Source organism: Pleurocapsa sp. PCC 7319 (genome assembly GCF_000332195.1).
Lineage (GTDB): Bacteria > Cyanobacteriota > Cyanobacteriia > Cyanobacteriales > Xenococcaceae > Waterburya.
Window position 1 is genome coordinate 5,095,120 of sequence record NZ_KB235922.1, and the last position, 11,678, is coordinate 5,106,797.

The following is an 11,678-nucleotide window of genomic DNA, read 5'->3' on the forward strand; positions in this document are numbered from 1 at the left end:
CTATGGTCTTTAGAGATCGGGTTTCAACTTGATTCTAACTAGAATGGCGCTTATGTTATCGTGCCCATTGTAGTGATTGGCAAAATCTACCAATTTAAATGTACCTTCATGAATATCACTACTAGAACTAATTAGAGGTTCAAGATAAGTTTTCCAATGTTTTTCTAACAAATCATTATCAGAAAGACCATCAGAACAAAGTAATAATAAGCAATCTTCGGTAATTTCCAAAAATTGAATATCAGGTCTAACATAGTTGCTTTCTCTAGGTCCCAATGCCTGGGTTAATTGATAGGAATCGGGGCGACCATAGGCTATATCTGGTTCAACTCCTCGATTAATTTCTCTTTGACCAACCTCATGATCTAGAGTTAATTTTTCCAGTCCTTGCTTACGAGAAATACGATAAATACGGCTATCTCCTACATGAGCGATCGCCAACTTAGTATCTTGTAGCAAAGCCATTACTAGAGTTGTTCCCATTCTACCGCTACCAGAGCGGGAGTTATCAAGATTAGTCTGATATAAAGCTTCATTAGCTAACAATACTCCTTGTTCAATAGTTTTCTTAGTTGGTAATTCATTTTGCCAATGAGTTTGAAAATATTTCTGTAAGTTATCTACTGCCATGGCACTAGCAACTTCTCCGGCTGCATGTCCTCCCATGCCATCACAAACTAAATACAAACCACGAATCCTGAGATTATTTTCGATGTTATTTTCAACCTTTTCAACTCTGGTTTGAACTCCAAAAAAGTCTTCATTATGATCTCGTTGTGAACCAATAGCCGTGCAGCTAGCATCAGTGATACTTTTTAACTGCATTGGGATCATGGCTGTAGCCTCTTCTTCAAATTCACTGCCATACATCATATTGTCGTCATTTTCGTCAAAGAAATTATCTGGTTCAGATGTTTCGAGGGAATTGTCAGGTTTAGTTTGTTTAGGTTCAGGTTGGGAAATGTTCACTTCAGAATAATTTGTATGAATATCAAAAGATTCAATCTCGTCTTCTCCGAGACCAAGATTATGAAGTTCTAGCCGTAACTGCTCAATTTCGTTAATTTCTCCAGATATAACTCGATCAAGTAGTAAATTCAGATGATTGAGGTTATTCAAATTTGATTCGGTAAAACAAAGTTGCCACGTTTTAGCTAAATCTTTCAGGCTAGGTGGCTGATCTGTAGAATCCATATACAGTTGTTGAAAGCAAAAAGACTGGTCTTCATCAATGCGTAAATTAGAATTGACGAGTAAACTCTGGGCACAGCCAATTAGCTGCAAAGGTTCCCAAAGCTTGGCCATTTCATCGAGAAACCAAATAATTTGGAGCAGTGGTAATTTTGGCTCTGACCATAGCTCTGTCAGTAATTTCCATTGAGAACGATCAGGCAATATAACAACTCCTTGCTCTTGCTGTTGCCAAGCATCGTAAATTTGAGGAACTGTAGGCGTATATTTTTCCAAAATTAGATAGGGCAAAGCGTGAATAGGTATTCCAACCAAATTCCAATATTGGCTCATAGACAAATAGGAATTATTCAAATTTTGACTTAATTTGGTAAACAATCCTAGTTGCTGTTTTTGTAAGGCTGCCAAATAAGATTCTTGCAAAGGATATTGATCGATTACTTGGCCCTGAATCAAAGTAGTATCCAAAGTTTGCCGAGGATCATTCAGCAATTTTTCTGAACTTGGCTGATGAGCAATTACATAACGATTCAACGTATTATGATGTTTGTCATTAACTTGTGACCAAGTTTTGGCTTCATCCTTAATTTCAGCAAACAAGTCAGATAAATCTTCAGTCTCTGATTGAATATTGCTATTATTTTTCTTGATTGTGGTTGGAGCTAATTTTGCTTTACCCTTAACTTCAGCTATATTTTTTGGTGCAATTATTGCCCAAAGTACAGTATTATTTTCAGCCCCACAAAAGCTACAAGTTTCTGATTCGACAGGAATAGTAGCTGTACATTGACAACAGATTTTGTCGTTTAATGAAAAACCACAACTTTGGCAGAATTTATTGGCTTGGGAGTTTTCAAACCCACACTGTGGACAAATAAGCATACTGCGTCTTCCTTGAAATATAATTTTTTGCCTACATGGTTTCGATGTTCTTTAGCTAATTAATATAGAGGTACTATTACTAGGCAGATGATAACCCTTACTCCACATCACAAACCTGCTGTTAAAGTAATTATTTGAATCTGATGCTAGAAATGAATGATAAATAATATTTAAATTAATTGACACGACTAACTAACTGAGAAAAACAAAGCGATTATATTCGCAATCTTAGCTCATAGTCTTTTTTTGGCAATCCCCTCTTCAAACTGACTTTGCTCCACGATGTAGTGTTAATGAGAGACAAAATATTTGGGGAGCAGTTTTGGCTCATTACTGTAAGACTGACTTCTCTATATTCAAACAATTACAACTACTTTTCTCCTGATTACCAGAACCTAATTAATTATCTTTTATTTTAGGTTATTGATATTTTTGAGGGTGAAATTTAGGATATAGCATCTTTTTAACAGGAGATTTACCAATAAGATGTTGCTTAACTATTGTGGCAACCTCATCCGGATGAACTTCTGAATACCATATTGGCTTTGATTTTACTTCTACTAACACCATTGGTCCATTACCGCATTGTCCTAAACAACCTATGGAAATTAGCTCGGTGTTAGGAGGTACATTTCGTTTAAAGTTATTAAATACTTGCTCTGAATTATATTTACGACAACTACGTCCAAGGCAAACTAAAAGTTTTTGCAGTTTAGAATCAGGAGTATTTTTGGGTAATCTATCTATGTTTTGCGATCTTAATCGCCATTCTGGTTCCATAACTGAATAATCAAAGTAAGCCAAGCCCTTACTAAAGTGCGGCTACTCTAGCTAATAAATATTGACTAGTATAAGAATTATTGTGAAATTAAATTTACAATACTTTTTTACTATCTAGTTTATTAAGATTTCGAATCAATAGTTTTTTGAGCAACAAAACTAAAAATAGCTAAGCTATAAGAACGAAAAAAAAGCTTTTTCGTTCCCTTTCACTTAACTCAGCTCGATCATAATTGAATCCTAGATCGGGATCATATTACTTTTTTGACTGTTTAATCCCGAAATAAAATAAATAATGTTTACTTGAAATTTAGAAAACTGTAATTTTCTAAACCATTGCAAATAAGAATACAATAGTTAAAACACATACCCCTACTGCTAGAAATCCTGCAATGGCTGGATAGGGAGCGTGGTTTGCTTGTTCCAAATACTCATTTACTTTCGAGTCTTTTTCTTCTGGATGCCAAATCATGCTTCTCATAATCTTCACCTCATCGCTATTTACTAGGTAATTTTTCCTAACTAAATAAAACTCTAGCAAAAGATTTAGGGTACAGTACTCAATAATTTAAAAAATCTGATTCTTCTTAACTGTTAATAGCAAAACTTGAAATAAGTATACGGTAATTTTAATTTAAAAAATATTATAGTCATATTTATTTTCTGTAAAGAATAATCACAATAACAAGTTATTTATTAAGGTAATGCTAAGACATTTGAGCAATAACTAGTATGATCATCAAACTCATTTAAATTAAGTTGACAATTTATCTAGAGTTTGTCAAAGACAATATCAAGTGTTTACCATGAAAAAATATTCTTTGTTCTTGTGTTCGATAACGATTTTATTGTTTAGTTCAACATCTCTCCATGCTCAGTCGGTCAAATCGAGCAAACAAACAAACGTTTCTGCCCCAGAAAATCTAAAGAACTCTTATAAGAGACCTGCTTACTCTCAAAGTTCACAATTAGTTACTGATGCCAGGATTACTGATGAAAAATCAGAAGAATTAATTGTTGGACAAGGAAGAACCAGAACCAGAACCAGAACCAGAACCAGTAGACCTATTAGCTATTATGGATTAGGAGGTAATATCGGTTTAGGTGGTGATGCTACCGCCGTAGGTGATGGTGCCTTTGCTCTCTTAGGTAAGAATGCATTTAGTTCTAATCTAGCCATCCATAGTGGATTTTTATTTGGGGATGATAACGTTATTTTAGCTTCGTTGACCTATGGAGTTCCTATTAAAATCAAGTCTTATGAAGTTTTATATCCTTTCCTTGGTGGTGGAGTTTTGATTGAAGATCTGTTTAGTGATTTTGATCTTGGAGGCTTGGTAACAGGAGGAGTAGATGTGCTGATCACTAATCAAATTACAGGTACAGCTCGACTCAACCTTGGTTTTGCCGACAGTGATACTGATGTTGGTTTACTTTTGGGAATCGGCTTAAATATTTAAGCATTAATTCCAAAATTCTAGATCACAGATGTGATATATGTCTGTAGATTATAAATTTTAATTTTTGCTGCTAAATCTGAACTTTTGGATCTTGGGTAGATATCTTTTAGAAGTCAGTGCTAGCTTAATCTTGGATAGAGCATAAAATTCTCGTTTATCTCTTCAAAAGCAACAGACATCTTCATCTAAATTCGATTTTTTACTTAACTCAACTTAATTAAGGAACTGGCAAGTGGTTACAATTTCACATCAATCTCCATCTACAGCTCATGAACATCATCATCATCACGAATCAGAACATACCCCAGACAATCGGGTTGCTGTGTTGTTGATGGGTTATGGTGAAGTAGAAAGCTACGAAGATTTTGCCAACTACAATGAACAAGCTTTAAATCTTTTGACAGCTAAATTTGCTCCCGTACCCACCTGGATTTATCCAGCGATCGCCAAATTATTAGCGATTTTTGATCTACATGAATGGAGTCATCAACATAATAATTTCATTTCTCCCCATAACTCTATCTTTGAAGAGCAAAGAGCAGGAATTGAGAAGGAGTTACAAGCAACGTGGGGAGACAAGGTTAAAGTATTCAAGGCATTTAACTTTTGCGCTCCCCATCTACCTGAACAAGTATTAGAGGAGATAAAATCTCAAGGTTTTGACAAAATTCTGATCTATCCCTTGCTAGTGGTTGATTCTATCTTTACTAGTGGAATTGCTGTCGAACAAGTTAATAAAGCTTTAGCTAAACAAGCAGAAGGAGATTCCCACTGGTTAAAGAGTACCCGTTATATTCCTTCTTTCTTTAATAAGCCAGACTATATTAAATTACTGGCTCAAATGGTAGAAGAAAAAATCGAAGCGGAATTAGCTCAAGGACATTTAGCCTCTCAAATCGGCATCATCTTAATGAATCATGGTTGTCCTCATAAAGCCAAAGGATTTACTTCGGGAATAGATGAAAGTCAGGCTTTATACGAGTTGGTCAGAGAAGAGTTGATTGATAAATATCCCCTAATTTCTGTTGGTTGGCTAAATCATGATACTCCTCTGATTGAATGGACACAGCCCAATGTGAAATTGGCAGCCCAAAACTTAATTGATTTAGGTGCTACATCGGTAATTATGATGCCCATTGGCTTTGCTACCGAAAATCATGAAACTTTACTGGATGTCGATCACATTATTCATCATCTACAACACAAGAATTCTGAAGTAACTTTTATTCGGATGCCCTGTGTGAATGATCGCCCTGAATTTATGCACATGGTTGCAGAATGGGCACATCCACAAATTGAGGCTCTGTTAGAGGAATCTGGTGTAGCGGTTAATCCTCAACTAGCTAAAACTCAAGCTGCCCATAGCCATTCTCATCATCACCATCATTAAATTTGCTTTAATTTACTTTTCAAAAGCGCAATTATAAAGAGTAATCAATTAGCGGTGGATTTATATTACCGCTAATTCTATGTTGATTAAAAAGCTCATGAGGATTATGAGAATGGTGTAAACACTCCGAGAAAATTAACTTTTGTTAATGGAGTTGTTAAGCAGTATTTCAACTTTAGCTCAATAAGGCGATCGCTTAAAAATAAGACAAGGCAACATGATACTATCCTTTCCAGGTGGGCATCATGAAGGTGAACCTCCTAGATGAGTCACTTTTGTCCTCAGCTTCAAAAAAAGGTATTTAATATAGTCAGTAGGAGAAAAACTTTGGGATTAAGAGTAGCTGTTGTAGGTTCTGGACCAGCAGGTTCATCAGCCGCAGAAGTTTTAGCCAAAGCAGGTATTGAAACTTATTTATTTGAGCGCAAACTAGATAACGCTAAACCTTGTGGTGGTGCAATTCCCCTTTGCATGGTAGATGAATTTGACCTGCCTCAAAAAATCATTGATCGTCAAGTCAGAAAAATGAAGATGATTTCGCCATCTAATATAGAGGTGAATATTGGCGAGACACTTAAAAATGGTGAATATATTGGTATGTGTCGTCGAGAAGTCTTAGATGGCTTTCTACGTAATCGTGCTGCTGAGCTAGGTGCTAACTTGATCAACGGTACTGTATATCAGCTTGATATTCCCGATAATGATCGCGATCCTTATACCCTTCACTATGCCGACCATTCTAATGGAGCTGTCAAAGGGGAAATGAAAACCCTGAAGGTAGATCTTGTGATTGGTGCTGATGGTGCTAACTCTAGAATTGCCAAAGCTATCGATGCTGGTGATTACAATTACGCGATCGCTTTCCAAGAAAGAATCCGTTTGCCAGAAGACAAAATGGCATATTACGAAGATTTAGCGGAAATGTATGTCGGTGATGACGTTTCCACGGATTTTTATGCTTGGGTGTTCCCTAAATACGATCACGTAGCGGTTGGTACGGGAACTATGAAAGTTAACCAAGCCGATATCAAAAAATTACAGGCTGGTATCCGTAAGCGTGCTGCTAAGAGACTAGAAGGTGGCGAAATCATCAAAGTCGAAGCACATCCCATCCCCGAACACCCCCGTCCTCGACCAATTCGTGGCAGAGTGGCTCTAGTTGGTGATGCTCTCGGAACTGTAACCAAGTCCTCTGGTGAAGGTATCTATTTTGCAGCTAAATCTGGTCGTATGTGTGCGGAGTTAATTGTTGAACGTTCTCAAAATGGACAAAAAGTCCCCACAGAAAAAGACCTTAAAGACTTCCTCAAACTTTGGAACAAGGAATACGGTGCAACTTATCTAGTACTCGATATTTTACAACGAGTCTTCTACCGTAGTGATGCTACTCGCGAAGCATTTGTGGAAATGTGCGCCGACATCGACGTACAAAAAATGACTTTTGATAGCTATCTCTACAAAACTGTAGTTCCTGCTAATCCTTTAGTTCAAATGAAAATTACTGCTAAAACTATTGGCAGTTTGATTAGAGGTAATGCTCTGGCACCTTAAGTAATTACTGATTACTGATTACTAATTAATTTAGAAAGCATCAGATTTTTATTCTGGTGCTTTTTTTTACTAAAGTAGCTTAACCTTGCTAAAATGGTACGATATACGGTACGCAAAAGAATTGATCTTAATGAAACCATTTACTGTTAGGGAAGCGAGAGATAATTTATATCGTTTAATTGATGAAATAGCCGAAAGCCATCAACCGATTACAATTAAAGGAAAGCGTAACGATGCAGTATTGGTATCCAGAGAAGATTGGGAAGCGATCGCCGAGACTATTTATCTTAATAGCATTCCAGGAATGTTGGAATCGATTAAAGCAGCAGCAGCAGAGCCTTTATCGGAAGGAACACCGTTAGAGGAACTTGATTGGTAATGAAGTGGCAAGTTATATTGTCCAAACAAGCAAAGAAAGATGCCAAAAAGATAGCGTCTAGTGGATTGAAACCCCAAGCACAAGCATTGCTAGAGATTTTACAGAATAATCCTGACCAACCACCCTACGAAAAATTAGTGGGAAATTTAGCGCGATTTTATTCCTGCCGCATTAATATTCAGCATCGACTGGTATATGAAATACTAGAACAAGAAAGAATTGTTAGAGTTCTCAGGATGTGGAGTCATTACGAGTGACATATAGCCGTACAAAGTTACGTTAGGACAAGCTTATTTGATTGCTCGTAAGTAATGAGTAACGAGTAATGAGTGTCCTAATCAAAGTTCGTATTGCTATAGCTCTGGCTTAGAGGTTTAGAGTTGACTTCACTCTTAAATTGCCTTAACCCGAACTGAGGTTAATACAGGAATTTGCGGATTAGAAAATTAACTTCAAAGTTACATCTATGAACGCAAGTTTTTATAAGTACTCTTTAACGTTTCCCCAGTTTTGTCAGTTAATCGAGTCATAGCTAACTAATTACAAAAACAAAAAAAGACGAGTATCAAATACCCGTCCAAGTTTAAGCAATTTATACAGCTTTAATTTCGAGAAGACATCCTCAAAAGAATTCTGACAATGTAATAGAATAACAACGCAACGGAAGCAAATAACTCTAAAGAAGCTGCTACATATTGGTGAGGTGCATATCGGTGAATAATATTAGATGTACTGTAGAGAATTGCTGCGGAGGCAAAAACTACCATCACCACAGAAAAAAGCAGTCCTAAAGAAAAGCCAAACAAGATACTACAGACAATTAAACCGAGTGCAATAAAACTGCCGATTCTGAGGATGCTACCCAAGAACGAAAAATCTTTGCGGGTGGTAAATGCCACAGTTGTTAAACCACCAAATAGTAGCAAGGTCAGAATAGTAGCAGTGGGAATTACATTAGCATCGCCAGCATAATAAGTGGCAATATAAAGCAATGGTGCAAAAATTAGTGCTTCGCCGACGACATACAGTCCTAATCCTGCATACTGAGTTTCAACTGAATCAGCTTTGGCGACTAATCCTCTGGACATCCAACCTAATAAGGAAAAACCACCAAGAATGGCAAACCAAGCAAAGCGACTACCAGCAACGAAGTTAAAGAGAATTTCGGCGATTCCGGTTTGAAATAAAATAAACTCAACTAAGATAAATGCACCGACTGCACCTGCTAAATGAGTATAAGTTTGTCTAATAAATTTAGCGCGATCGCTAGGACGCGCTTGAGCAACACTAACCATAAGTTTAATTTCAATAAATTTTAATTTTTAAGTCGAAAATTTTTGGCAAAAACTATTTATATTCTAACTAATAGAAATGAATATGAAATGTACTCATATTTAGCGATTTATTGATTAATAATTAATAACTATTCTTGAGGAAAACGATCCCATAAATCTGTCCCTTGTCTGATGCTTTGATGATCGCCATTGCCTAATATCAGATGATCTAATAAAGGAATATCTAAAAATTGCGAACCCTGTAATAATTGCTCAGTTAAATAAATATCCTCTGGAGAAGGTTCTAAATTACCAGATGGATGATTATGAGCAATTATCAATTTAGTTGCCCCCTGACGCACCGTTTCCCGAAAAATTTCACGAGGATGAATTAAGGTTTCTGTTGTTGTACCTATAGTAAGAATTTTAGTGGCTATTAAACGATTTTTAACGTCTAACATAAGCACTGCAAAATGTTCTTGATTTTGCCACATCAAGTCGTTACTTAAGACCGCAGCACCAGCAGCAGGACTATCCACGACAACTCGTTCATTGGGGCGAAATTGAAAAGTACGTTTGCCTAATTCCACTGCTGCAATTATGGTCGCAGCTTTTGCTGGTCCAATTCCTGGAATTTTCATCAATTCACAGGGGTGAATATCCCTCAAGACATCTAATGGCGATCGCTTATATTTACTCAATTCTTGTAGTATGCATTGGGCTAATCCAATAGCTGATAATTTTCCTCTCGTCTGCCCTGTACTGATTAAAATTGCAATCAGTTCTGCTTCTGAAAGATTCTTTGCCCCCGTAACCATTAACCTTTCGCGAGGACGTTCGCTAACAGGGAGGTCAGCAATTCTCAGACTATAAGTCATAATAAAAACTTTCAAATAAAAGCCAGTTTGTATTACAAATATAACTTAAAGTATGGTGATTGTAGGATTGCTAATCTAACTGAATAGGCTGAGGGTTCCCACCCTTCACTGAAGGTTAGTTCACTCTTTAATTAATTCCACTGCATCTCGACCATCAAGAACATTAAGATAGACCTTGACCTTTTCATCTGAGGCTGTGGGTAATTTCTTGCCTACAAAATCGGGCTGGATAGGCAGCTCACGATGTCCTCGATCTACCATGACTGCTAATCTAATAATTTGAGGTCTGCCATATTCAGTAATGGCATTGAGCGCAGCACGGATGGTGCGACCTTTATAAATAACATCATCTACCAACACAACAGTTTTACCTGTCAAATCTACAGGGATTTTCGCTTTGGCAGGAATCCGCGTACGAATTTTATCTAGATCATCTCGATAAAAAGTAACATCGATCGCCCCTACAGCAATTGAAATATCTTCTAATATTTCAATCTGTCTAGCCAATAAATGAGCTAGTGGGACACCTTTGGTATGAATCCCTAATAAAATCGTCTCAGATAAATTTCCTGATTTTTCAACAATCTGGGAAGCCATACGATTGATGGTACGGCGAATTTCTTCAGCCGAGAGAATAGTTACTACTTTGGCTGGCATTTATTACCCTGAGCAATGAACACTTGCTATTGTATTTATGGGTTAATTATATAGCTCATTTGTTGGCAAGTTGTGGAATGTATGGTTGATCAGATAAAGCAGGTAGTGATTAATTCGCCTTTAGATATGCATCTGCATTTTCGTGAAGGAAGGATGGCGCAGACAGTGATTCCCCTGAGTTCATATTCTTTTGCAGGGGGAGTGGTAATGCCGAATTTAGTGCCAGCGGTAAATAATCTCAAGCGTTTAACAGGATATATTCAAGAAATTAAATCGATCATTGACAAGGATATCTTTGAGCCTTATATGACGGTTTTTTTTAAGCACTATAGCTATCAAGAGCTAGAACAGCTTAAACCATATATTTTAGGCGTAAAACTTTATCCTGCGGGGGTAACTACAAATAGTGAAGAAGGTGTAGCAGCAATTAATAAAGCAGAAACTACTATTAAATATTTAGAGGAATTAGAAATTCCATTAATGATACATGGAGAAACTCATGGCTTTGTCTTAGATCGAGAAAAAATGTTTCTTCCCATTTTTGAGCATCTTGCCCAAACATTTCCACGGTTGAAAATTATCATGGAGCATATCACAACTGCTGATGCAGTGTCTTTGTTAAATGAATACGAAAATATTTATGCTACTGTTACGTTGCATCATCTATTAATTACTTTAGATGATGTGGCAGGGGGCTTACTTAGACCTCACCTGTTTTGTAAGCCGATTGCTAAACGTCCTGAAGATCGGGAAGCTTTAGTTAAAGCTGCCATTAATGCTCATCCTAAACTGATGTTTGGAAGTGATTCTGCGCCACATCCACTTGATAAAAAGGAAGCTTGTGGTTGTGCAGCAGGTATATTTACGGCTCCTATTGCCCTACAGGCTTTAGTGGATCTATTTGAACAACATAATGCACTTCACAATCTCCAGGCATTTGTCTCTGACAATGCTCAAAGTATCTACAGAATTATCCCACCTCAAAAATCTGTAACTCTCGAACGTATACCAGACAAAGTTCCCAATATGTATGATGATGTAGTGCCAATGTTTGCCAATCAAGAACTTAGTTGGTCGATTACTCAAGTTAAATAACTTATGCTGTTAATATTTCTCGGTAGTCCCTACAAAATAGTGGAGATACGAAAAATCAATAGTTTAAGATCTTTTGAGACTCTTCCAGTTGCATGAATTGCAACGAATCTACTTAGTTTCAGCCAAAAATTGCACAATAAA

The 11,678-nt window shown here is 36.8% G+C and carries 12 protein-coding genes; 6 read left to right on the top strand and 6 right to left on the bottom strand.

The features are described from left to right. Nucleotides 1-9: 9 nt before the first annotated feature. The 3 genes from PLEUR7319_RS0127255 to PLEUR7319_RS41715 form a co-directional block, all read right to left on the bottom strand. The gene (locus PLEUR7319_RS0127255) at nt 10-2,073 is read right to left on the bottom strand and encodes a serine/threonine phosphatase (RefSeq protein WP_019508403.1); all 2,064 of its coding nucleotides are present in this window, start codon (nt 2,071-2,073) and stop codon (nt 10-12) included. 420 nt (nt 2,074-2,493) lie between these two features. Continuing rightward, on the bottom strand, nt 2,494-2,853 hold the full coding sequence (locus PLEUR7319_RS0127260) for a ferredoxin (protein WP_019508404.1): 360 nt from the start codon (nt 2,851-2,853) through the stop codon (nt 2,494-2,496). Between the two features lie 328 nt (nt 2,854-3,181). Further along, entirely contained in the window at nt 3,182-3,334 is a 153-nt protein-coding gene (locus PLEUR7319_RS41715) for a hypothetical protein (RefSeq protein WP_192816076.1), read from the bottom strand. Between the two features lie 325 nt (nt 3,335-3,659). Between PLEUR7319_RS41715 and PLEUR7319_RS38600 the strand changes: the two genes are divergently transcribed. From PLEUR7319_RS38600 to PLEUR7319_RS0127290, 5 genes are all read left to right on the top strand, one after another. Then, nucleotides 3,660-4,313 carry a hypothetical protein gene (locus tag PLEUR7319_RS38600; RefSeq protein WP_019508406.1) on the top strand — a complete coding sequence of 218 codons (654 nt, stop codon included), beginning with the start codon at nt 3,660-3,662 and terminating at the stop codon, nt 4,311-4,313. Between the two features lie 232 nt (nt 4,314-4,545). Further along, the gene (locus tag PLEUR7319_RS0127275; protein ID WP_019508407.1) at nt 4,546-5,703 is read left to right on the top strand and encodes a ferrochelatase; all 1,158 of its coding nucleotides are present in this window, start codon (nt 4,546-4,548) and stop codon (nt 5,701-5,703) included. A 327-nt stretch (nt 5,704-6,030) separates the two neighbouring features. Continuing rightward, on the top strand, nt 6,031-7,254 hold the full coding sequence (gene chlP, locus PLEUR7319_RS0127280; protein WP_026102819.1) for a geranylgeranyl reductase: 1,224 nt from the start codon (nt 6,031-6,033) through the stop codon (nt 7,252-7,254). Between the two features lie 130 nt (nt 7,255-7,384). Continuing rightward, entirely contained in the window at nt 7,385-7,633 is a 249-nt protein-coding gene (locus tag PLEUR7319_RS0127285; protein WP_019508409.1) for a type II toxin-antitoxin system Phd/YefM family antitoxin, read from the top strand. Then, nucleotides 7,633-7,890 (top strand): Txe/YoeB family addiction module toxin, encoded by a 258-nt coding sequence (locus PLEUR7319_RS0127290; protein ID WP_019508410.1) that lies wholly within the window; start codon nt 7,633-7,635, stop codon nt 7,888-7,890. The genes PLEUR7319_RS0127285 and PLEUR7319_RS0127290 overlap by 1 nt, the downstream gene beginning before the upstream one ends. A 345-nt stretch (nt 7,891-8,235) precedes the next feature. Here the strand turns inward: PLEUR7319_RS0127290 and PLEUR7319_RS0127295 are convergent, their stop codons facing one another. The 3 genes from PLEUR7319_RS0127295 to pyrR all read right to left on the bottom strand — a co-directional run bounded on the left by PLEUR7319_RS0127295 (nt 8,236) and on the right by pyrR (nt 10,442). Continuing rightward, nucleotides 8,236-8,928 carry a Bax inhibitor-1 family protein gene (locus PLEUR7319_RS0127295; RefSeq protein WP_019508411.1) on the bottom strand — a complete coding sequence of 231 codons (693 nt, stop codon included), beginning with the start codon at nt 8,926-8,928 and terminating at the stop codon, nt 8,236-8,238. A 128-nt stretch (nt 8,929-9,056) separates the two neighbouring features. Next, nucleotides 9,057-9,785, bottom strand: a complete 729-nt coding sequence (radC, locus tag PLEUR7319_RS0127300) for a DNA repair protein RadC (protein ID WP_019508412.1) — start codon at nt 9,783-9,785, stop codon at nt 9,057-9,059. A 120-nt stretch (nt 9,786-9,905) separates the two neighbouring features. Next, nucleotides 9,906-10,442 carry a bifunctional pyr operon transcriptional regulator/uracil phosphoribosyltransferase PyrR gene (gene pyrR / locus PLEUR7319_RS0127305; RefSeq protein WP_019508413.1) on the bottom strand — a complete coding sequence of 179 codons (537 nt, stop codon included), beginning with the start codon at nt 10,440-10,442 and terminating at the stop codon, nt 9,906-9,908. Between the two features lie 81 nt (nt 10,443-10,523). Between pyrR and pyrC the strand changes: the two genes are divergently transcribed. Beyond that, nucleotides 10,524-11,537, top strand: a complete 1,014-nt coding sequence (gene pyrC, locus PLEUR7319_RS0127310; RefSeq protein ID WP_019508414.1) for a dihydroorotase — start codon at nt 10,524-10,526, stop codon at nt 11,535-11,537. Nucleotides 11,538-11,678: the final 141 nt, after the last annotated feature.

Bases quoted from the DNA above. Each gene is read 5' to 3' on its own strand.
- PLEUR7319_RS38600 (WP_019508406.1), top strand. From the start codon at position 3,660: ATGAAAAAATATTCTTTGTTCTTGTGTTCGATAACGATTTTATTGTTT.
- radC (WP_019508412.1), bottom strand. From the start codon at position 9,785: ATGACTTATAGTCTGAGAATTGCTGACCTCCCTGTTAGCGAACGTCCT.
- pyrR (WP_019508413.1), bottom strand. From the start codon at position 10,442: ATGCCAGCCAAAGTAGTAACTATTCTCTCGGCTGAAGAAATTCGCCGT.
- PLEUR7319_RS0127255 (WP_019508403.1), bottom strand. From the start codon at position 2,073: ATGCTTATTTGTCCACAGTGTGGGTTTGAAAACTCCCAAGCCAATAAA.
- pyrC (WP_019508414.1), top strand. From the start codon at position 10,524: ATGGTTGATCAGATAAAGCAGGTAGTGATTAATTCGCCTTTAGATATG.
- PLEUR7319_RS0127295 (WP_019508411.1), bottom strand. From the start codon at position 8,928: ATGGTTAGTGTTGCTCAAGCGCGTCCTAGCGATCGCGCTAAATTTATT.
- PLEUR7319_RS0127260 (WP_019508404.1), bottom strand. From the start codon at position 2,853: ATGGAACCAGAATGGCGATTAAGATCGCAAAACATAGATAGATTACCC.
- PLEUR7319_RS0127290 (WP_019508410.1), top strand. From the start codon at position 7,633: ATGAAGTGGCAAGTTATATTGTCCAAACAAGCAAAGAAAGATGCCAAA.
- PLEUR7319_RS41715 (WP_192816076.1), bottom strand. From the start codon at position 3,334: ATGAGAAGCATGATTTGGCATCCAGAAGAAAAAGACTCGAAAGTAAAT.
- PLEUR7319_RS0127285 (WP_019508409.1), top strand. From the start codon at position 7,385: ATGAAACCATTTACTGTTAGGGAAGCGAGAGATAATTTATATCGTTTA.